The sequence below is a fragment of the Serratia sarumanii genome (genome assembly GCF_029962605.1).
Classification (GTDB): Bacteria; Pseudomonadota; Gammaproteobacteria; order Enterobacterales; family Enterobacteriaceae; genus Serratia; species Serratia sarumanii.
In genome coordinates this window covers 689,793-711,545 of the sequence record NZ_CP124750.1, presented here as the reverse complement: position 1 = coordinate 711,545, position 21,753 = coordinate 689,793, and the positions used below count along the sequence as shown (strand labels likewise).

Genomic DNA, 21,753 nt, shown 5'->3' with positions numbered 1-21,753 from the left:
CGCGACGCGGGGCGGCAACCGCCTCCCCGTTCGGCCCTTTTCGCGGAGCCAAGATGGAACCCTACAATCCCCCGCAGGACCCGCTGCACATCCTGTATCAGGATGAACACATCATGGTGGTCAACAAGCCCAGCGGCTTGCTGTCGGTGCCCGGCCGCGCGCCGGAAAACAAAGACAGCCTGATGACCCGCATTCAGGCCGATCATCCGGCCGCCGAATCGGTGCACCGGCTGGATATGGCCACCAGCGGGGTGATCGTGGTGGCGCTCAACAAGGCCGCCGAGCGCGAGCTGAAGCGTCAGTTCCGCGAACGCGAACCGAAGAAATCCTATATCGCCCGCGTTTGGGGGCATATGGCGCATGACGAAGGGTTGGTGGACTTGCCGCTGATCTGCGACTGGCCGAACCGGCCGCTACAAAAGGTGTGTTTTGACACCGGCAAAGCGGCGCAGACGGAGTATCAGGTGCTGTCGCGCGACGCCGACGGCAGCACGCGCGTGAAGCTGACGCCGATCACCGGCCGCTCGCACCAGCTGCGGGTGCACATGCTGGCGCTGGGGCATCCGATCCTCGGCGACGGTTTCTACGCCCCGCCGGAGGCCAAGGCGATGGCGCCGCGGCTGCAGCTGCATGCGCAAGAGCTGCGTATCACCCACCCCGCCTTCCAGACGCCGATGCACTTTCGCGCCGAACCGGATTTCTGAATCGCCTGTTAAACGGGCCCAGCATGCCGGGCCCCTGGGGACTCCCCCCGAAATACTTACGCTCTTTCCCCTAAATAATTGGGGTTGCATCGCGGCGGCAAGCCTGCAAATTCCCGGGAGCATAGGCAACTATGTGACCGGGGTGAGCAGGTACAGCCAACAAAGAGGCAGCGCCAAGTATGACGGGGAAGGTTATTTGAAGCCTTTCTCGCGTTTGATCAGATCGTACGCCGCCTGAATTTCCTGCGCTTTCTGCTTGGCCATTTCCATCATCTGCGGCGGCAAGCCCTTCGCCACCAGCTTATCCGGATGGTGTTCGCTCATCAATTTGCGGTAGGCGCGTTTGATGGTGGCGGCATCGTCGCTGCTGCGCACGCCGAGCACCTTGCACGCATCGTCGAGCGTCGGGCCGCGCTGAGCCTGCTGATAGCCGCCCTGCGAATACCCGCCCTGCTGACCGCCGCCGAACTGACGCCCGCCCTCCATCATGCTGAGAAACTGATCGAACTGCGCATGCGAAATGCCCAGCTCTTCGGCGATGACATACAGCACCTGGCGTTCATTCGGGTGCAGCGAGCCGTCGGCGAACGCCGCCTGAATCTGAATTTCCAGAAACATCCGAATCAAATCGAAGCGGCCAAAACAGATGCTGCGGAACTGCTGCAGCGTCTCACGCAGCGGGAACTGGCTCTGTTTCCCCTCGCGGAACGCCTGCTGCGCCGCGGTGCGCGCTTCGCCGTGCAGCTGCAGGCGATCCATGAACAGGCTGGCGATCTGGATATCTGCCTCGGTAACGCGTCCTTTGGATTTGGTCAGGTGGCCCATCACCTGAAAAGTGGTGCGGAAAAACAGCGTTTGCCGCGTTTGCTGGTCGGTGAAGAAACCCCGGCTGCGCTTATTGCTGCGCGCCGTATCGATCATATGACCGATAATCAGCCCCAGAACTACACCCCAGAATCCCGCGCCAGACCAAATGGCGACGATGACGCCGAGCAGTTTTCCCCAATACTGCATATACTCCTCAATTATCATGCCGAAAGCCGCCCGCCCCCTTCGCTTCAGGAAAGGGCGCAGGCGATTTTTCCCAGAATTTGGATTATCATACCTGTCATTTATCTTTGCGCCTAACGACGACGCAAGTAAACGGCTGGATTTAGCACTAGCGCAACGCAGATGAGTAATATAGTCTCTGACCGTTTGCCGGACATGACGCCTCTGATGACGGAACACCAAAACCGCGTATGAAAAAAAGTTTCCCAACACTGCTGGCCACGATGATTTGGACGGCACTCTACAGTCAGCACGCGCTGGCTGATCTGGCCGAGCAATGCATGCTTGGCGTTCCCGTTTACGACAAACCTTTGGTCAGCGGCGATCCGAACAGCCTGCCGGTCACCATCAATGCCGATGACTCGCGCGCCGACTATCCGAAAAGCGCCCTGTTCAGCGGCAACGTGCATATCGAGCAGGGCAACAGCACCCTGACCGCCAAAGAAGTCGAGCTGAACCAGACGCAAAACCCTGGCCAGGCGGAGCCGGTGCGCACCGTCACCGCCACCGGCGACGTGCACTACAGCGACAATCAGATCAAACTGAAAGGCCCGAAGGCCTGGTCGAACCTGAACACCAAAGATACCGACGTCTATGAAGGCGACTACCAAATGGTAGGCCGTCAGGGGCGTGGCGACGCCGACAAGATGAAAATGCGCGGCGCCAACCGTTACACCATTCTGGAAAACGGCACCTTTACCTCCTGTCTGCCGGGCGACGACAGCTGGAGCGTGGTCGGCTCCGAAGTGATCCACGATCGCGAAGAGCAGGTGGCGGAAGTGTGGAACGCCCGCTTCCGCATCGGCGGCGTGCCGGTGTTCTACAGCCCGTACCTGCAATTGCCGGTCGGCGACAAGCGCCGTTCCGGCTTCCTGATCCCGAACGCCAAGTACGGCAGCAACAACGGCTTCGAGTTCATGTTGCCGTACTACTGGAACATCGCGCCGAACTACGACGCCACCATCACGCCGCACTATATGTCCAAGCGCGGCCTGCAGTGGCAGACCGAGTTCCGCTATCTGGTGCAGCCGGGCCTCGGCCTGATGGAGTTCGACTGGTTGCCGGACGACAAGGAATACGGCAAAGATCATGACGACAGCAAGCGCTGGCTGTTCTACTGGAACCACAACGGCGTCATGGATCAGGTGTGGCGCTTCAACGTCGACTACACCAAGGTCAGCGATTCCAAATACTTCACCGATCTGGACTCCAAGTACGGTTCCACCACCGACGGCTACGCCACGCAGAAATTCAGCCTCGGCTACGCCAACGAGAACTGGAACGCCACGCTGAGTTCCAAGCAGTTCCAGATTTACGACGATACCGATCGCTCGCAGTCGGAATCGTATAAAGTTCAGCCGCAGCTGGATCTGAACTACTACAAAAACGACCTCGGCCCGTTCGACTTCCATATTTACGGCCAGGCGGCCAAGTTCACCAGCGTCAACCCGTACAGCCCGGACGCCACCCGTCTGCATATGGAGCCGACGCTGAGCCTGCCGCTGACCAACGGCTGGGCCAGCCTGAACACCGAAGCCAAGGTGATGGCGACCCACTACCAGCAGGATATTCCTGACGGTTTCGCCGCCAACTACCAGAGCCGCAAAGGCGCCGTTGCACCGGAGCTTGATGATTCGGTCAACCGCGTATTGCCGCAGTTCAAGGTCGACGGCAAGCTGGTGTTCGAACGCCCGATGATCTGGGCCGAAGGCGCCACCCAGACGCTGGAGCCGCGCGTACAGTACCTGTACGTGCCGTACCGCGACCAGAGTAACATCTACACCTACGACACCACGCTGCTGCAGACCGACTACTCCGGCCTGTTCCGCGACCGCACCTACAGCGGCCTGGATCGCATCGCTTCGCAGAACCGCGTCTCCACCGGTTTGACCACCCGCATTTATGATGACGCGCTGGTTGAACGTTTTAACGCTTCCGTGGGTCAAATCTACTACTTCAGCCGTTCGCGCACCGGCGATCAGGTAACAGGGTACGACAACAACGACGATACCGGCAGCGTGGCCTGGGCCGGCGATACCTATTGGAAAATCGACGATCGTTGGGGCCTGCGCGGCGGCCTGCAGTACGACACCCGCCTGAACAGCGTCTCGCTGGGCAACGGCGTGGTGGAATACCGCCAGGACGCCGAGCGCGTGGTGCAGTTGAACTACCGTTACGCCACGCCGGAATACATCCAGACGGCGTTGAACACCAAAACGGTTCCGGCCTTCCAGGACGGCATCTCGCAGGTGGGCATCACCGGCAGCTGGCCGATCGCCGATCGTTGGGCGGTGGTCGGGGCGTATTACTACGACACCCGCGCCAAGCAATCCGCCGATCAGCTGGTGGGGCTGAAGTACAACACCTGCTGCTGGGCGGTGACCCTGGGCTATGAGCGCAAGATCACCGATTGGAACAACAGCAACAATACCAGCGTTTACGACAACAGAGTTTCGTTCAACGTCGAACTGCGCGGCCTGAGCAGCGATCATAGTCTCGGCTCCGCAGAAATGCTGCGCTCCGGCATTCTGCCGTATCAGCGCGCATTCTGACGCTTTGCAACACTTTGAAAACGAGAACTTTCACCCGCATTTGCGGATTACATAATGGGAAATGTATGAAGAACTGGAGAACGCTTATTCTCGGATTGGTAGTTTGCGCCAATGCCGCGTTCGCAGCACCCCAAGAAGTGGATAAAGTCGCCGCCGTCGTGGATAACGGCGTGGTACTCGAAAGCGACGTCAACGGTCTGTTGCAGTCCGTGAAGCTCAACGCCCAGCAGGCCGGCCAGCAATTGCCGGACGACAAGACGCTGCGCCATCAGATCATCGAACGCCTGATCATGGATAACATCCAGCTGCAGATGGCCAAGAAAATGGGCATCACCGTGTCCGACGCCGATCTGGACAAGGCGATCGCCAACATCGCCGCGCAAAACAAGATGAGCGTCGATCAGCTGCGCAGCCGCCTGTCGTACGAAGGGTTGAACTACAACACCTACCGTTCGCAGATCCGCAAAGAGATGCTGATCTCCGAAGTGCGTAACAACGAAGTGCGCCGTCGCGTCACCATCCTGCCGCAGGAAGTGGACGCGCTGGCCAAGCAGGTGGGCGCGCAGAACGGCAGCGACACCGAAATGAACATCAGCCACATCCTGATCCCGCTGCCGGAGAATCCGTCGCAGCAGCAGGTCGACAAAGCCGAAGAGCTGGCCAAACGCCTGGTGGGTGAGATCAACAGCGGCGCCGACTTCGGCAAGCTGGCGATCACCTACTCCGCCGATTCTCAGGCGCTGAAAGGCGGCAACATGGGCTGGGGCAAGCTGCAAGAGATCCCGACCCTGTTCGCGGAACGTCTGGTGAGCGCCAAGAAAGGCGACGTCGTCGGCCCAATCCGTTCCGGCGTCGGCTTCCACATCCTGAAAGTGAACGACATCCGCGGCGCCAGCCAGTCGGTGTCGGTCACCGAAGTGCACGCCCGTCACATCCTGCTGAAACCTTCGGTGGTGCTGACCGACGATCAGGCGCGCGCCAAGCTGCAATCCGTGGCGGAAGCGATCAAGAGCGGCCGCGCCAAGTTTGCCGACGAAGCCAAACAGCTGTCGCAGGATCCGGGTTCTGCCATGCAGGGCGGCGATCTGGGCTGGGCTTCCCCGGACATCTACGATCCGGCCTTCCGCGATGCGTTGCTGAAGCTGAGCAAGGGTGAAATCAGCGCGCCGGTCCACTCTTCCTTCGGCTGGCACCTGATTCAGCTGCTGGACACTCGTCAGGTGGATAAGACCGACGCCGCGCAGAAAGATCGCGCTTACCGCATGCTGTTCAACCGTAAATTCGCCGAAGAAGCGCAGACCTGGATGCAGGAACAGCGCGCCCAGGCTTACGTGAAGATCCTCGATGGCAGCGATGCACAGCAATAAACGCGTCGTCATTACCCCCGGCGAACCCGCCGGGGTAGGGCCGGATTTGGTGGCAGCGCTGGCGCAACAGGATTGGCCTGTTGAGCTGGTGGTGTGCGCCGATCCGGCCCTGCTGCTTGAACGCGCCAAGCGTTTGGGCCTGCCGCTGACGCTGCGCGACTACCAGCCGCAGCAACCGGCCGAAGCGCAACGCGCCGGCACGCTGACCGTGCTGCCGGTGCCGCTCGCTCACCCGGTCACCGCCGGGGAGCTGAACGTCAGCAACAGTGCCTACGTGGTGGAAACCCTGGCGCGCGCCTGCGACGGCTGCCTCAACGGCGAATTCGCCGCGCTGATCACCGGCCCGGTGAACAAGGGCGTGATCAACGACGCCGGCGTGCCGTTTATCGGCCATACCGAATTCTTTGCCGATCGCAGCCGCTGCGATCGCGTGGTGATGATGCTCGCGACCGAAGAGCTGCGCGTGGCGCTGGCGACCACCCACCTGCCGCTGCTGGCGGTGCCGGGCGCCATCACGCAACAGAGCCTGTTCGAAGTCATCCGCATCCTCGACCACGATCTGAAAACCAAATTTGGCATCGCCCGGCCGCACATTTACGTCTGCGGCCTGAACCCCCACGCCGGGGAAGGCGGCCATATGGGGCACGAAGAGATAGACACCATCATCCCTGCGCTCGACGCGCTGCGCGCTGAGGGCATCCATCTTGTCGGCCCGCTGCCGGCGGACACCCTATTCCAGCCCAAATATCTGCAAGATGCCGATGCGGTGCTGGCGATGTATCACGATCAGGGGCTGCCGGTGCTAAAATACCAAGGGTTCGGCCGCGCGGTGAATATCACCCTCGGTTTGCCTTTCATACGCACCTCGGTCGACCACGGTACCGCTCTGGAACTGGCCGGCACCGGCACCGCCGATGTCGGCAGTTTCCAAACGGCCCTGAATCTCGCCATTAAAATGATAATTAATTGTAATGAATAACAGAGTCCACCAAGGGCACTTTGCCCGCAAACGCTTTGGACAAAACTTTTTAACCGATCAGTTTGTCATCGATAGCATTGTCTCCGCCATTCACCCGCAGCCGGGCGAAGCGGTGGTCGAGATCGGCCCCGGCCTCGGCGCCTTGACCGAGCCGGTCGGCGCGCGCATGGACCGCATGACGGTGATCGAACTGGACCGCGATCTGGCCACCCGGCTGGAAAACCACCCGCGGCTGAAAGACAAGCTGACCATCCACCAGCAGGACGCCATGACGGTGAATTTCGCCGAACTGGCCGAGGAAGCTGGCCAACCGCTGCGCGTATTTGGTAACCTGCCGTACAATATTTCGACGCCGCTGATGTTCCACCTTTTCAGCTATACTCAGGCAATCCGCGACATGCACTTTATGTTGCAAAAAGAGGTGGTCAACCGTCTGGTGGCCGGCCCGAACAGCAAGGCCTACGGGCGTTTGACCGTGATGGCGCAGTACTACTGCAACGTCATTCCGGTGCTGGAAGTGCCGCCGACCGCGTTCGCGCCGCCGCCGAAGGTCGATTCCGCCGTGGTGCGTCTGGTGCCGCACAGCGTGCTGCCGAATCCGGTGGGCGACGTGCGCATGCTGAGCCGCATCACCACGCAGGCGTTCAACCAGCGGCGGAAAACCATCCGCAACAGCCTGGGCGACCTGTTCACGCCGGAGCAGCTGACGGAGCTGGGCGTCGATCCTTCGCTCAGAGCAGAAAATATTTCTGTGGCGCAGTACTGCAAGCTGGCGAACTGGCTGTCAGCCAATCCGGCGCCGCAGCAATAAGGAGTTGTTGTCATGATTGATTCGCCCCGCGTGTGTATTCAGGTTCAGAGCATCTATGTGGAATCACAGTCGATCCCTGAAGAAGAGCGTTACGTCTTCGCCTATACCATCACCATCCGCAATCTGGGGCGGACCGACGTGCAACTGCTGGGCCGTTACTGGCTGATCACCAACAGCAACGGCCGCCAAACCGAAGTTCAGGGCGAAGGCGTGATCGGCGAACAGCCCGTCATTCCGCCCGGCGGAGAGTTTCAGTACACCAGCGGCGCCATTCTGGAAACGCCGCTGGGCACCATGGAAGGCCATTACGAAATGGTTGACCACCAGGGTCAGCCGTTCCGCACCGCTATTCCCGTGTTTCGCTTAGCCATTCCAACGCTGATCCATTAATTATGTCGACATACCTTATCGGCGACGTTCACGGCTGTTTCGATGAACTGAAGTCGCTGCTGGCTCAGGTTGCGTTCGATCCCGAGCGCGATCAACTGTGGCTGACCGGCGATCTGGTGGCGCGCGGCCCCGCCTCGCTGGACGTGCTGCGCTTCGTGCGCTCGCTCGGCCCGGCGGTGCGCATGGTGCTGGGCAACCACGATCTGCACCTGCTGGCGGTTTACGCCGGCATCAGCCGCAACAAACCCAAAGATCGCATCACCCCGCTGTTGGAGGCGCCGGACGCCGACGAGCTGATCAACTGGCTGCGCCGCCAACCGGTGCTGCAGGTGGATGATGAGCAAAAGCTGGTGATGGCGCACGCTGGCATCACCCCGCAGTGGGATATCGACACCGCGAAAATGTGCGCGCGCGAAGTGGAAGCGGTATTAAGCAGCGACAGCTACCCGCTGTTCCTCGACGCCATGTACGGCGATATGCCGAACAACTGGACGCCGGAGCTGAGCGGCCTGGCGCGCCTGCGTTTCAGCACCAATGCGCTGACGCGCATGCGTTATTGCTTCCCCAACGGCCAGCTCGACATGATCTGCAAAGATGCGCCGGGCACCGCACCCGCGCCGCTGAAACCGTGGTTCGAGCTGCCGCGCCTGGTGGATCCGGAATACACCATCGTCTTCGGCCACTGGGCCTCGCTGGAAGGCAAGGGCACGCCGGAAGGCGTGATCGGGCTGGACACAGGCTGCTGCTGGGGCGGCGATCTGACGATGCTGCGCTGGGAAGACCGCCGTTACTTCACGCAGCCCGCTAATCGCGGCGAGGCGCCCGACCACGCCGGCAGGCTGGCCGCGTTCTGAAAACATCAAGGCGGCCCCAGGCCGCCTTTGCTCTCTTTAGCGCCTTACGCCCCAATCACCCCGCCATCTTCACGCGTGATCATCAACACCGATGAACGCGGGCGCGGGCTGTTGTTTGGGAAGTGCGAATCGCCCTCTTCTCCCGGATGCTGCACGTTGACGAACATCGTCTTGTAGTCCGGGGTGAAGGTGATGCCGGTCAGTTCGCAGGACTTCGGCCCCACCATGAAACGGCGAATTTCGCCGCTGATCGGATCGCCCACCAGCATCTGGTTGTTGCCCTGCCCGGCGTAATCGCCCTTGTTGCTGTACTTGCCGTCGGTGAGGATCCACAGGCGGCCGGCGCGATCGAAGCCCAGCCCATCCGGGCTGTTGAAGGTATTTTCCGCCGTGATGTTCGGCGTGCCGCGGTTGACGCCTTCCGGATGGGCGATCGGATTGCCGCACAGCGCATAGATGTCCCAGGCGAAGGTGCCGGCGGTGGCGTCGCCGCCCTCGTCCCAGCGAATGATCTGGCCATAGATATTGTTCGGCCGCGGGTTGGCGGCGTTCAGCGGCATCCCTTCCTCGCCGCGCTTGCTGTTGTTGGTCAACGTGCAGTACGCGCGGCCGTCATGCGGGTTCACCGCGATCCACTCCGGGCGATCCATTTTGGTGGCGCCGACCTGCTGCGCCGCCTTGCGGGCGAAGATCAGCACTTCGGCCTCATCGCGGAAGCCGTTCTCCGGCGTCAGGCCGTTCTTGCCGAACTCGAGCGCAATCCAGCGCCCTTTGCCCTTCAGCGGCGTGCCGGCCTCATCGCCGTCGAACTGCGCCACGTACAGCGTCCCTTCGTCCAGCAGCGTGCGATTGTTGGCCGGATTGGCGGCGTCGACCACGCCTTTGGAAACGTACTTATAGATATGTTCGCCGCGTTCGTCGTCACCCATGTACACCACCAAACGGCCATCTTTGGCCACGGTCACCGCCGCGTTCTCGTGCTTGAAGCGGCCCAGCGCGGTGTGCTTGATGGGCGTCGAGGTCGGATTCAGCGGGTCAATCTCGACGATCCAGCCGTGGCGGTTGAATTCGTTGGGGTTCTTCGCCACGTCGAAGCGCTCGTCATAGTCCGGCCAGTTGCGCTCCGGTTCGCTGACCTTCAGCGTGTAGCGCTTCTGTTCCGGCGTGGTTTTGTAATCAGCCTGATGAGTGCCAAAGTAGGTATCGAAGTTTTCTTCGCAGGTCAGGTAGGTGCCCCACGGCGTCTTGCCGTTGGCGCAGTTGCCGAAAGTGCCCAGCACCTTGCGCCCGCTCGGATCGGCGGCGGTCTGCAGCAGCGGGTGCCCGGCGGCCGGGCCGCTGAACTGCATTTCGGTATTGGCGGTGATGCGGCGGTTATAGCGCGACGGGCGCTCCACCTCCCAGCGCTGGCCGTCGCCGACGCGCTTTACCGCCACGATGGAGACGCCGTGCGCCGCCTGCGATTTACGCACCTCTTCCAGGCTGGTGGCCTTGGCGCCGCCGTGAGCGAACAGGTACTGCTCGTTAACGTATTCGTTATTGATGGCCATCACGCCGTGATTGTCATCGATCGGGAAGAAGCTCATGCCGTCGTTATTGTCGCCGAACTGTTTTTCCTGATCGGCGGCGCTGTTGTTGCCCTGCGGATCGAAGGCCGGCGCGCCGTCTACCAGCGGCTCGCCCCAGGAGATCAGCACCTCGGCGCGGTAGCCCGGCGCGATGGTCACCTCATCGGCGGTAGACGCGGCGATGCCCTGAAAACCCAACAGCTTGTTCGGCGGCAGATCCTCGGCCAACGCCTCACTGGAGACCGACCAGATGCCGCCGCCGAGAAAACCGGCCAGGCCGACGGCGCCGGCGCTGCCGAGCAGCAGTTTGCGGCGAGTGGGATCGATCAGGCGGTCGGCGTCTAATTGCTCAATTTGCTTGGTCATAGCGTGGTTACCTTTTTAGTTATGGCGCCGCGGTCAAGATTCACCAGAGTTGCCGTGGCGCTCGGAGTTGGGCTTCATACTAATCAGGTAATGTGACGGAAAGGTTACAAACGACGGGCGCAAAAAGGCCGGGGGCGCAATTGCTTGCGCCCCCGGGGAGAGTTGGTTAACGCGCTTAAATCAGCGGCGCTGCAGGATTTCGAAGCAGTAGCTGTGCGAGTTCAGATCGTCGGCGTCGTGGAATTCGCTGAACGTGGTTTCCCACTCGTCCGGCTCGTAATCCGGGAAGTGGGTATCGCCGCCGACTTCGGCGTCGATGTGCGTCAGGTACAGGCGATCGGCGCGCGGCAGCAGCTGGGTATAGATGCGCCCACCGCCGATCACCATCACTTCTTCCACCTCGCCCGCGGCGGCCAGCGCTTCATCCAGCGAGGTCACCCAGGTCACCCCGGCGGCATTGCCCGGGCGGCTGCTCAAAACGATATTGTGGCGGCCCGGCAGCGGGCGGCCGATGGACTCGAAGGTCTTGCGGCCCATAATAACCGGCTTATTCAACGTGTTGCGTTTAAACCACGCAAGGTCCGCCGGCAGGTGCCACGGCATGGCGTTTTCCATGCCAATAACGCGATCCGCCGCCAAGGCAGCGATCAGGCTGATAATCATTGTTTAACCCTGTGTAGGCAGCAAAATTGGTGACACTATACGTAAAGGCCTGAGTGCCGTCGATAGGCTAATCAAGCAAGATGAATATATAAGATAGCTCTTATCAGTATATCTAATAACCAACGATCTCCCGCCAGGTCATTTCACACGCCGGGGCGTTTGCGGTACAGCCACAGGCCCGGCAACGACAGGCCGATCGACAATGCGCCAACGATAAAACTGGCCTTGAGGAAGTTGGTGATCATGGTCTCCATCAGGGCTTCGCTGTAGCCCAGATGCGAGATCTCCACCACCGTTATCATCGCGGTATAGGCGGAAATGCCGGGGAACATCGGGATCACCGCCGCCACGGTGAACACCTTCGGATGCGCCAGCAGCCAGCGCGACCAGTAGATGCCGATGATACCGATCAGGATCGCCGCTAGCAGCGAGGCCCACTCGATGTTCATGCCGCCGTGCATCATCAGCATGCGCGAGCCGCGCCCGATAGCCCCGAGCAACGCGCAATAGCGCAGCGCGCGCAGCGGCACGTTGAACACCATGGCGAAGCCCAGCGCCGGCACCGCCGCCAACAGCATCTCCTGCAACAAGGCCCACAGCAGACTCATGACCACCCCCGCAGATCCCACAGCGACATCGCCATCACCACCCCGATGCAGGTCGCCAGCGTCAGCAGGCTGGCCATCGCCCAACGCGCCAGCCCGGTATTGACGTGCCCCTTGAACATGTCTGCCACCGCGTTGATCAGCGGGAAGCCCGGCACCAGCAACAGCACGCTGGCGGCCATCGCCACGCTCGAGGTGTCTTTAAACGCCGGCAGGCGCAGCAGCAGTCCGGAGATCGACGTAGCGACAAACGCCGTCAGGCAAAAATTGATCAGCGGATTCATATGGCGGGCGGTGAGGATTTGGCGCACCAGCATCGCCGCGCCGCTGGCGATAAAGGTCACCAGGAAAGCATCGCCGCCGCCGCCGTTGAGCATGCTGAAACACCCGCAGGACAACCCCACCATCAGCACCACCAGCCAGCGCGGGTAACGCAGCGGCCGGATCCTGTCAAAGCGGCGCGCCACGTCGTGCGCATCCGCCAGGCGATGCTCGGCGAGGATCACGATATGCTGCACTTCGGTCACCACCTGCATATTGATGCCGCGATCGACGTTCTTGCGGGTGGTGGTCAGACAGGCGCCTTGGCTGAGGGTGGTCAACACCACCGCATTGGCGGAGATCGAGCTTTCCACGCTGTCCATCCCCAGCGCCAGCCCCAGGCGGGTCGACAGCTGTTCCACCACCGTACTCTCGGCGCCGTGCTGCAACAGTAGCAGCGCGCATTGAATGCACAGGCGGGTAATTTCACGCTGTTGCCGGTGCGGCTCCGGCCGGTCTGTGGCGTTAGTCTGCTGCATGGTGCTCCGTTGCTGGCGGTAGATGAATTATTATCATAGAGCCTAACAATACCTCATTGGGTTGATGCGCATCAGAGGAAGCGGCGTTATTATCGCCAGAACTCTGTCTTTTGCGCGAGACGCTCCCATGCTTGAAACTTCGCTGTTCGTCGCCGGCATTGCCGCCCTCGGCATGCTCTCCCCCGGCCCGGATTTTTTCCTGGTGATCAAAAACGCCGCCCGCTATCCGCGGCTGGCCGCCATGATGACCGCCTTCGGCGTGATCTGCGGCGTCGCCACCCACATGTCCTACTGCGTCGCCGGGCTGGCGGTGGTGATCACCACCACGCCGTGGCTGTTTAACCTGCTGAAATACGCCGGGGCGGTCTATCTGGTGTGGATCGGCATCCAGGCGCTGCTTTCGCGCGGCGGCGGCAAGATGAACGTCAGCAATCTGCCGCAGCAGCAGGTCAGCCTGAAGAGCGCCTTTGCGCAAGGCTACCTGTGCAACCTGCTGAACCCGAAGGCCACCCTGTTCTTCCTGGCGGTGTTCACCCAGGTGCTGCAGATCGATTCCGGTCTGGGCGACAAGCTGTGGTACGCGGGGATTATTCTCGGCCTGTCGGTTATCTGGTGGCCGCTGCTGGTGTTCCTGATCCAGAGCGGGCCGGTGCGCCGCGGGTTGGAAAAGACCCAGAAGATCGTCGACAAGCTGCTGGGCGGCATGCTGATCGCCTTGGGCATCAAGGTCGCGCTGAGCTAAGCAAAAGAAGGGGCGCCGATCTGGTGCCCCTACTCTTATCCTTTGGCTTCCACCACCTCGTCCTCCGGCGCCTTGCCGTCGATACTGCCGCGCCAGCCGGTCTGCTGCACCCGCGCCAGCCGATTCTGATCCTGCTCGATGGCCGCGCTGAGCATCTCCTTGGCCCGCTGCAGGCTGGCGATGCGGAACTCGGTGTCCTGATAATTCTCCAGCGTGTCTTCCAGCATCTTCAGGTTATAGCGGCGGAACGTGTCCGCCTTCTCGCGCGCCTCATAGGCGTCCAGCCCCAGCAGCTCCAGCGTTTCACGGCCGACGCGCAGCGAGCTTTCGAAGGTTTCGCGCTCCGGTTTTTCCACCCCTAGCTGCCGCAGCTGATACCAGTGATCGACGTCGCGCGCCCGTGCCACCACCTTCAGATGCGGGAAGTGCTGCCTGGCCAGCTCGGCTAGCGCCAGGCTGTCTTCCACGTCATCGATGGCGTTGATCAGCACCTTGGCGTGGGCGGCGCCAGCGGCCTCCAGCAGATCGGCGCGCGTGGCGTCGCCGTAGAACACCTTGGTGTCGAATTTGCGCAGCGTTTCGATATGGTCCGGATCGTGATCCAGCACCACGGTGTGTACGCCGTTGGCCAGCAGCAAGCGGCCGGCGATCTGGCCGAAACGGCCGAAGCCGGCGATGATCACGCTGGCATTTTCGTCGTCGATGACGTCCGCCGGGCGCTCCTCTTTCGGCGCATTTTTCTCCAGCTGCGCGGCGATCACCAACAGCAGCGGCGTGGCCGCCATCGACAGCGCCACCGCCAGCGTCAGCGACTTGGCCCATTCGACCGGCAGTACGCCGGCCAGCTGCGCGGCGCTGAAGATCACGAAGGCGAATTCACTGCCCTGCCCCAGCAGAATGGCAAACAGGCCGCGCTGGCGCTTCGGCACGCCGAGCAGCGGCCCAATCAGCCACAGCAGCGCTGCCTTGATCAGCATAAAGCCCAGCAACAGCGAGGCGATCAGCAGCGGGTGATGGAACAGCGTGCCGAAGTCGATCGACATGCCGACGCCGATAAAGAACAGCCCCAGCAGCAGCCCTTTGAACGGCTGAATATCGCTCTCCAGCGCGTGGCGGTATTCCGAGCTCGCCAGCAGCACCCCGGCGAGGAACGCCCCCATCGCCATCGACAGCCCGGCCATCTCCAGCAGGATGCCGAAGCCGAACACCAGGAACAGCGCCACGGCGCTGAACACCTCGCGCATGCCCGAACGGGCGACGAAGTGCAGCAGCGGGCGGGTGACGTAGCGGCCGAGCAGCACCACCATCGTCAACGCGCCCACCACCTTGGCCGCCGACAGCACGAAAGCGCCCAGCGTGGTGGTGGCGCCGCTGCTGGCCAGCAGCGGGATCATCGCCACCAGCGGGATCGCCGCGATATCCTGGAACAGCAGCACCGCAAACGCGCTGCGGCCGATCGGCGACGGCGTCAAATTGCGTTCGCTCATCGCCTGCATGGCAATGGCGGTGGATGAGAGGGCCAGCGTCAGGCCGATCAGCAGCGCCACCTTCCAGTTGAGGCCGAGGAAGTAACAGAAGGCGCTCAACACCAGGCCGCAGCCCACCATCTGAATGCTGCCGCCGCCGAACACCGAGGCGCGCAGCGTCCACAGCCGCTTGGGATCCAGCTCCAGGCCGATGATAAACAGCATCAGCACCACGCCGATCTCGGCGAAGGTCAGGATCGATTCGGCGTCCGACACCAGCTTCAGCCCCCAGGGGCCAATGATGCAGCCGGCGATCAGGTAGCCGAGCACCGAGCCCAGCCCCAGACGCACCGCGATCGGCACGAACAGCGCGGCGGAGCCGAGGTAGATCAGCCCCTCGATCATCATGTGGTGATTATCCATGGCTGGCCTCCCGAGTTTCCGCTTCGGCATGTTCCATCAGATAGTCGACCAACCGCTGCCGGTAGGCTTCGCCGGCGGCGAGCAGCGCCGGTTCGTTGCAGGTAAAAGTATTATGTACGGCAAAATAGGGTTGCCAGTTCATGCCGCAGTAGATCGCCGTGGCCTGCAGCGGCTGCGCCAGCGCAGCAAAGTTGGGAAAGTCGCCCAGCTCGAAGTGGTGCTCGTCGCCGCCGCTGGTCACCGCCCACAGGCAGTCTTTACCCACCAGCGCGTTGCCGTCGTGGCCGTAGGCCCAGCCGTGCTCCAGCACTTTGTCGATCCACAGCTTCAACAGCGGCGGGAAGCTGTACCACTGCATCGGATGCTGCAGCACCACCAGGTCGGCGCGCTCCAGCGCCCGCTGCTCGGCGTTGATATCGATATTGAAATCGGGGTACAGCTCATACAGCGAGCGCACCTCTACCTCGGGGAGATCCCTCACCGCCTGCAGCAGGCGCTGATTGGCATGCGAATGCCGGGGATACGGGTGAGCGTAAATTATCAGAATCATTGTTATCGTCGTTCCTTCGTTCCTTGCCAATACACCAAGCATATACCAATCACACAGGGTGACAGTTTGCCCACTGATTGATAGCGGAAATTTTTAACGCCTGCCGACAAATTCGCTGAATAAAAAAAGGGCGCTGCATTGAACTGCAGCGCCCCTGGCGTAGCGTTATCGCGCGGTTACTTGCCGATGCGCGCGTGCATTTCCTGCACCGACGTCACCTGCTCGGTCGGATCCGCTTTCAGCGCCATCGCGGTGGCGAAGCCGCCGTTCAACGTGGTGTCGTAGTGCACCTTGTACTGCAGGGCGCTGCGGCGAATCAGCTTGGAGTCCTCAATCGCCTGACGACCGGCCGTGGTGTTGACGATGTAGGTGTACTCACCGTTCTTGATACGATCCTGAATGTGCGGACGCCCTTCGTGCACCTTGTTGACCAAGCGCGGGTTGATGCCCGCTTCGCCCAGCACCACCGCGGTGCCGTGGGTGGCGTCCAGCTCGAAGCCTTGCTTCAGCAGGCTGGCGGCCAAATCGACCACGCGAGCCTTGTCGCCTTCACGCACCGACAGCAGCGCGCGGCCCTGCTTCTTCATGCCCGAGTTGCTGCCCAGCATCGCTTTGGAGAAGGCTTCCGCAAAGGTGCGGCCCACGCCCATCACTTCCCCGGTAGAGCGCATTTCCGGCCCCAGAATCGGGTCGACGCCCGGGAATTTGTTGAACGGCAGCACCACTTCTTTCACCGAGTAGTACGGCGGGATAATTTCTTCGGTCACGCCCTGCTCGACCAGCGTTTTGCCCGCCATTACGCGCGCGGCCACCTTGGCCAACGGCACGCCGGTCGCTTTGGAGACGAACGGCACGGTGCGCGCGGCGCGCGGGTTGACTTCAATCAGGTAGACTTCGTTGTCTTTCACCGCGAACTGCACGTTCATCAGGCCGCGTACCTGCAGCTCGAACGCCAGTTTTTCCACCTGGCGACGCATCACGTCCTGAATTTCCTGGCTCAGGGTGTACGCCGGCAGCGAACACGCGGAGTCGCCGGAGTGCACGCCCGCCTGCTCGATGTGCTCCATGATGCCGCCAATCAGCACGCGCTCGCCGTCGCAGATGGCGTCGACGTCCACTTCCACCGCGTCGTCCAGGAAGCGGTCCAGCAGCACCGGCGCATCGTTGGACACGCTGACCGCAGTCTGGAAGTAACGGCGCAGGTCGGTTTCGTCATAGACGATTTCCATCGCCCGGCCGCCCAGCACGTAGGAAGGGCGTACCACCAGCGGATAGCCGATGCCCGCCGCCTTCTCCACCGCCTGCTCGATGGCGGTGACGGTGGCGTTGGCCGGCTGCTTCAGGCCCAGACGGTTAACCGCCTGCTGGAAGCGCTCGCGGTCTTCGGCGCGGTCGATGGCGTCCGGGCTGGTGCCGATGATCGGCACGCCCGCGGCTTCCAGCTCACGCGCCAGCTTCAGCGGGGTCTGGCCGCCGTACTGCACGATCACGCCCTTCGGCTTCTCGATGCGCACGATTTCCAGCACGTCTTCCAGCGTTACCGGCTCGAAATACAGACGGTCGGAGGTGTCGTAGTCGGTGGAGACGGTTTCCGGGTTGCAGTTGACCATGATGGTCTCGTAGCCGTCTTCGCGCAGCGCCAGCGAGGCGTGCACGCAGCAGTAGTCGAACTCGATGCCCTGGCCGATACGGTTCGGCCCGCCGCCCAGCACCATCACTTTCGGCCGGTCGTTGGTCGGGTTGGACTCGCACTCTTCTTCATAGGTGGAGTACATGTAGGCGGTGTCGGTGGCGAATTCCGCCGCGCAGGTATCCACGCGCTTGTACACCGGATGCAGGCCGTGGCTGTGGCGCAGCTTGCGAATTTCGCTCTCGGCGACGCCGGCCAGCTTGGCCAGACGCGCGTCGGCGAAGCCCTTGCGCTTCAGGGTACGCAGGAACGCTTTGTTCAGGCCGTTGATGCCCGCGTCGGCCACCTGCTCTTCCAGGCGCACCAGCTCTTCAATCTGCACCAGGAACCAGCGGTCGATGTTGGTCAGGTTGAAGACGCCGTCAACCGACAGACCGGCGCGGAAGGCGTCGGCGATGTACCAGATGCGGTCAGAGCCGGCGTCTTTCAGCTCGCGGCGGATTTTGGTCAGCGCTTCCGGATCGTCCAGGCTCACTTTCGGGTCGAAGCCGGTGGCGCCCACTTCCAGGCCGCGCAGCGCTTTTTGCAGCGACTCCTGCTGGGTGCGGCCGATGGCCATCACTTCGCCGACCGATTTCATCTGGGTGGTCAGACGGTCGTTGGCGCCGGCGAACTTCTCGAAGTTGAAGCGCGGGATCTTGGTCACGACGTAGTCGATGGACGGTTCGAACGATGCCGGGGTGCGGCCGCCGGTGATGTCGTTCATCAGCTCATCGAGGGTGTAACCCACCGCCAGCTTGGCGGCGATCTTGGCGATAGGGAAGCCGGTGGCTTTCGACGCCAGCGCCGAAGAGCGCGACACGCGCGGGTTCATTTCGATAACGATCAGGCGGCCGGTTTTCGGGTTGACCGAGAACTGCACGTTGGAGCCGCCGGTTTCCACGCCGATCTCACGCAGCACCGCCATCGAGGCGTTGCGCATGATTTGGTATTCCTTGTCGGTCAGGGTCTGCGCCGGTGCGACGGTGATCGAGTCGCCGGTGTGGATGCCCATGGCGTCGAAGTTTTCGATGGAGCAGACGATGATGCAGTTGTCGTTCTTATCGCGCACTACCTCCATCTCGTACTCTTTCCAACCGATCAGCGATTCATCGATCAGCAGCTCGTTGGTCGGCGACAGATCCAGGCCACGTTCGCAGATCTCTTCGAACTCTTCGCGGTTGTAGGCGATGCCGCCGCCGGTGCCGCCCATGGTAAAGGAAGGGCGGATGATGCACGGGAAGCCGACGTCAGCGGCGACCGCCAGCGCTTCTTCCATGGTGTGCGCAATGCCGGAACGCGCGGTATCCAGACCGATTTTCTTCATCGCCACGTCGAAACGGCGACGGTCTTCGGCCTTGTCGATCGCATCGGCGGTGGCGCCGATCATGGTCACGCCGAACTCGGCCAGCACGCCCTGACGCTCCAGCTCCAGCGCGCAGTTCAGCGCCGTCTGGCCGCCCATGGTCGGCAGCACCGCATCCGGGCGCTCTTTTTCGATGATCTTGCGCACCACTTCCCAGTGGATCGGCTCGATGTAGGTCGCGTCGGCCATTTCCGGGTCGGTCATGATGGTCGCCGGGTTGGAGTTGACCAGAATGACGCGGTAACCCTCTTCGCGCAGCGCTTTACACGCCTGGGCACCCGAGTAGTCGAACTCACACGCCTGGCCGATAACGATCGGGCCAGCGCCGAGGATCAGGATGCTTTTTATGTCTGTACGTTTTGGCATTTTTTTACTGCTCCTGATTATTTGGCGTTAGAACGGTAAGTCTCAATCAGTTCGATAAAGTGATCGAACAGCGGCGCGGCATCGTGCGGGCCTGGGCTGGCTTCCGGGTGACCCTGGAAGCTGAACGCCGCCTTGTCGGTGCGGTGAATGCCCTGCACCGTGTGGTCGAACAGCGATTTGTGCGTGACGCGCAGGTTCGCCGGCAGGTTGTTTTCATCGACGGCGAAGCCGTGGTTCTGCGCGGTGATCATCACGGTGTTGTTGTCCAGATCCTTCACCGGGTGGTTGCCGCCGTGGTGGCCGAGCTTCATCTTCATGGTTTTCGCCCCGCTGGCCAGCGCCAGCAGCTGGTGGCCCAGGCAGATGCCGAACACCGGGATGTCGGTTTCCAGGAACTGTTTGATGGCGGCGATGGCGTAGTCGCACGGCTCCGGGTCGCCCGGGCCGTTGGACAGGAAGATGCCGTCCGGATTCATTTTCAGCACGTCGTCGGCCGGGGTCTGCGCCGGCACCACGGTCAGGCGGCAGCCGCGATCCACCAGCATGCGCAGGATGTTGCGCTTGGCGCCGTAGTCGTAAGCCACCACGTGGAACGGCAACTCCGCGGCGGTTTTGGCTTCGGGCAGGTCGCCTTCAAGCGTCCAGCTGCCTTGCTGCCAGCTGTAAGCCTCTTGGGTGGTGACCTCTTTCGCCAGATCCATGCCCTTCAACCCCGGGAAACCTTGCGCCTTGGCCAGGGCCAGCGCGGCGTCCGGCGAGTCGGCGGCGATGATGCAGCCGTTCTGGGCGCCCTTCTCGCGCAGCAGGCGGGTTAATTTACGGGTATCGATATCGGCGATCGCCACGATGTTGTGACGCTTGAGGTAGTCGGACAGGCTTTCTTCGTTGCGGTAGTTGCTGGCGATCAGCGGGAGGTCACGAATGACGAGGCCTTGGGCGTGTACTGCGGAGGATTCTTCGTCGGAAGCATTGGTGCCGACATTGCCGATATGAGGATAAGTAAGAGTAACGATCTGGCGGGAATAGGAAGGATCAGTGAGGATTTCTTGATAACCGGTCATCGACGTATTGAAGACCACTTCCCCCACTGCCGTTCCCTCTGCCCCGATGGCCCGACCGTGGAATTGGGTTCCGTCTTCCAGAACCAATAGCGCTGACTTTATCAAAACATCCTCCGAGGAATAATCAATCACAATATTTGCATATTAATTCAGATATCGCGATCTAAATCAATGCAAAAACCGTCCGCGAGGCCAATTTTTGGCAAATTGGGCGCATTTTAATGATGAGTGCCCGGCTTGTCTACCCAAACTGCCGTTTTTTGTTTTATTTTTGCAGTTCTCGGCGCTCATGAGGCTTGAGCGTCGATAAAAACACAGAAAACCGAGGCTAGAAAACGGTTGCGAAGCTGAATGACGGAAAATGGCGCCAGAATGGGCTTAAAAAGACGCTGAAATGGGATCTGGTGGATGAAAACGGAGTGATTAGCGAGATAATCATCGATAAATAACAATCACGACAACAAAAACACACCAACACTTCATTTTTCATGTTAAAAAAAAGGACAATAAATTTATTGTCCGATTATCATAGCATTATGATCAATACAACCACATCACGATGGTATGCAAATCAATTATAATTGGTCCAAATTCAACACGTCGCGCATATCAAACAGACCTTTATCACGGTTATGTAACCAGGAAGCCGCGCGCACCGCGCCGCTGGCAAAAGTCATACGGCTAGAGGCTTTATGGGTGATTTCCACCCGTTCACCGATGTCGGCGAACATCGCGGTGTGCTCGCCAACGATGTCGCCGGCGCGAATGGTGGCAAAGCCGATGCTTTTCGGATCGCGCTCGCCGGTATGGCCTTCGCGCGCATAGACCGCGCAGCTTTTCAGATCGCGCCCCAGCGCGCCGGCGATCGCTTCGCCCATGGCCAACGCCGTGCCCGACGGCGCATCCACTTTGTGGCGGTGGTGCGCCTCAACGATTTCGATATCGGTATAGTCGCCCATCACCTGCGCGGCCTTCTCCAGCAGTTTCAGCACCAGGTTGACGCCGACGCTGAAGTTGGCGGCGAACACGATGCCGATATGCTGCGCCGCATCGCGGATCGCCTGCTTGCCGGCGTCATCGAAGCCGGTAGTGCCAATCACCATCGCCTTGTGGTGCGCCACGCAAAAATCCAGGTAGCCCCGGGTGCTTTCCGGGCGGGTGAAGTCGATCAAAATATCGAACTCGTTCGCCACCTTCTCCAGACTGTCGCTCACCTTGACGCCCAGCGCGCCAATGCCCGCCAGCTCACCGGCGTCGACGCCGATCAGGCTGGAACCCGGGCGCGACAGCGCCGCCCCCAATACCACGCCTTCCGCCTGCTGCACCGCCTGGATCAACTGACGGCCCATCCGGCCGCCGGCGCCCGCAATCGCAATGCGGATTTGTGTATCACTCATGCTT

General features: G+C 61.3%; 18 protein-coding genes. 8 read left to right on the top strand and 10 right to left on the bottom strand.

Annotated elements, in window-relative coordinates; genetic code table 11:
- The first annotated feature begins 53 nt into the window (after positions 1 to 53).
- Positions 54 to 704: a bifunctional tRNA pseudouridine(32) synthase/23S rRNA pseudouridine(746) synthase RluA gene (gene rluA, locus SSARUM_RS03285; protein WP_033637080.1), complete on the top strand. Its 651-nt coding sequence runs from the start codon at positions 54 to 56 to the stop codon at positions 702 to 704.
- A 192-nt stretch (positions 705 to 896) separates the two neighbouring features.
- On the opposite strand, the gene djlA is transcribed toward rluA, so the two are convergent.
- Positions 897 to 1,718 (bottom strand): co-chaperone DjlA, encoded by an 822-nt coding sequence (gene djlA, locus SSARUM_RS03280; RefSeq protein WP_033637079.1) that lies wholly within the window; start codon positions 1,716 to 1,718, stop codon positions 897 to 899.
- A 227-nt stretch (positions 1,719 to 1,945) separates the two neighbouring features.
- On the opposite strand from djlA, the gene lptD reads away from it, so the two are divergent.
- The 6 genes from lptD (at position 1,946) to apaH (ending at position 8,707) form a co-directional block, all read left to right on the top strand.
- Positions 1,946 to 4,306 carry an LPS assembly protein LptD gene (gene lptD / locus SSARUM_RS03275; protein ID WP_033649173.1) on the top strand — a complete coding sequence of 787 codons (2,361 nt, stop codon included), beginning with the start codon at positions 1,946 to 1,948 and terminating at the stop codon, positions 4,304 to 4,306.
- Positions 4,307 to 4,371: 65 nt separating this feature from the next.
- On the top strand, positions 4,372 to 5,673 hold the full coding sequence (surA, locus tag SSARUM_RS03270; protein WP_033637077.1) for a peptidylprolyl isomerase SurA: 1,302 nt from the start codon (positions 4,372 to 4,374) through the stop codon (positions 5,671 to 5,673).
- Positions 5,660 to 6,652 (top strand): 4-hydroxythreonine-4-phosphate dehydrogenase PdxA, encoded by a 993-nt coding sequence (pdxA, locus tag SSARUM_RS03265; protein WP_039568960.1) that lies wholly within the window; start codon positions 5,660 to 5,662, stop codon positions 6,650 to 6,652. Before surA ends, pdxA begins: the two co-directional genes overlap by 14 nt.
- Positions 6,645 to 7,463 (top strand): 16S rRNA (adenine(1518)-N(6)/adenine(1519)-N(6))-dimethyltransferase RsmA, encoded by an 819-nt coding sequence (gene rsmA, locus SSARUM_RS03260; protein WP_033637076.1) that lies wholly within the window; start codon positions 6,645 to 6,647, stop codon positions 7,461 to 7,463. The genes pdxA and rsmA overlap by 8 nt, the downstream gene beginning before the upstream one ends.
- Positions 7,464 to 7,475: 12 nt before the next feature.
- Positions 7,476 to 7,853: a Co2+/Mg2+ efflux protein ApaG gene (gene apaG, locus SSARUM_RS03255; RefSeq protein ID WP_016929119.1), complete on the top strand. Its 378-nt coding sequence runs from the start codon at positions 7,476 to 7,478 to the stop codon at positions 7,851 to 7,853.
- A 2-nt stretch (positions 7,854 to 7,855) separates the two neighbouring features.
- A complete protein-coding gene (apaH, locus tag SSARUM_RS03250; protein ID WP_033637075.1) occupies positions 7,856 to 8,707 on the top strand; it encodes a bis(5'-nucleosyl)-tetraphosphatase (symmetrical) ApaH in 852 nt (283 codons plus the stop codon).
- 44 nt (positions 8,708 to 8,751) lie between these two features.
- Here apaH and SSARUM_RS03245 read toward each other — a convergent pair whose 3' ends face one another.
- From SSARUM_RS03245 to SSARUM_RS03230, 4 genes are all read right to left on the bottom strand, one after another.
- Positions 8,752 to 10,641 (bottom strand): PhoX family protein, encoded by a 1,890-nt coding sequence (locus tag SSARUM_RS03245; protein WP_033637074.1) that lies wholly within the window; start codon positions 10,639 to 10,641, stop codon positions 8,752 to 8,754.
- 180 nt (positions 10,642 to 10,821) lie between these two features.
- A complete protein-coding gene (folA, locus tag SSARUM_RS03240; protein WP_033637073.1) occupies positions 10,822 to 11,304 on the bottom strand; it encodes a type 3 dihydrofolate reductase in 483 nt (160 codons plus the stop codon).
- 143 nt (positions 11,305 to 11,447) lie between these two features.
- On the bottom strand, positions 11,448 to 11,912 hold the full coding sequence (locus SSARUM_RS03235; RefSeq protein WP_033637072.1) for a threonine/serine exporter: 465 nt from the start codon (positions 11,910 to 11,912) through the stop codon (positions 11,448 to 11,450).
- Positions 11,909 to 12,709 carry a threonine/serine exporter family protein gene (locus tag SSARUM_RS03230; protein WP_049196024.1) on the bottom strand — a complete coding sequence of 267 codons (801 nt, stop codon included), beginning with the start codon at positions 12,707 to 12,709 and terminating at the stop codon, positions 11,909 to 11,911. The genes SSARUM_RS03235 and SSARUM_RS03230 overlap by 4 nt, the downstream gene beginning before the upstream one ends.
- Before the next feature lie 127 nt (positions 12,710 to 12,836).
- Here SSARUM_RS03230 and SSARUM_RS03225 point away from each other — a divergent pair, with 127 nt between their 5' ends.
- On the top strand, positions 12,837 to 13,451 hold the full coding sequence (locus tag SSARUM_RS03225; protein ID WP_015376619.1) for a LysE family translocator: 615 nt from the start codon (positions 12,837 to 12,839) through the stop codon (positions 13,449 to 13,451).
- Positions 13,452 to 13,486: 35 nt separating this feature from the next.
- Here SSARUM_RS03225 and kefC read toward each other — a convergent pair whose 3' ends face one another.
- The 5 genes from kefC to dapB form a co-directional block, all read right to left on the bottom strand.
- Positions 13,487 to 15,340: a glutathione-regulated potassium-efflux system protein KefC gene (kefC, locus tag SSARUM_RS03220; RefSeq protein ID WP_060430880.1), complete on the bottom strand. Its 1,854-nt coding sequence runs from the start codon at positions 15,338 to 15,340 to the stop codon at positions 13,487 to 13,489.
- Positions 15,333 to 15,890 (bottom strand): glutathione-regulated potassium-efflux system oxidoreductase KefF, encoded by a 558-nt coding sequence (gene kefF, locus SSARUM_RS03215; protein WP_033637069.1) that lies wholly within the window; start codon positions 15,888 to 15,890, stop codon positions 15,333 to 15,335. The genes kefC and kefF overlap by 8 nt, the downstream gene beginning before the upstream one ends.
- A gap of 176 nt (positions 15,891 to 16,066) precedes the next feature.
- The gene (carB, locus tag SSARUM_RS03210; protein WP_060428667.1) at positions 16,067 to 19,291 is read right to left on the bottom strand and encodes a carbamoyl-phosphate synthase large subunit; all 3,225 of its coding nucleotides are present in this window, start codon (positions 19,289 to 19,291) and stop codon (positions 16,067 to 16,069) included.
- 17 nt (positions 19,292 to 19,308) lie between these two features.
- Positions 19,309 to 20,457: a glutamine-hydrolyzing carbamoyl-phosphate synthase small subunit gene (carA, locus tag SSARUM_RS03205; RefSeq protein WP_071883765.1), complete on the bottom strand. Its 1,149-nt coding sequence runs from the start codon at positions 20,455 to 20,457 to the stop codon at positions 19,309 to 19,311.
- A 470-nt stretch (positions 20,458 to 20,927) separates the two neighbouring features.
- Positions 20,928 to 21,749, bottom strand: coding sequence for a 4-hydroxy-tetrahydrodipicolinate reductase (gene dapB / locus SSARUM_RS03200; RefSeq protein WP_033649157.1), 822 nt, complete (start codon positions 21,747 to 21,749; stop codon positions 20,928 to 20,930).
- Positions 21,750 to 21,753: the final 4 nt, after the last annotated feature.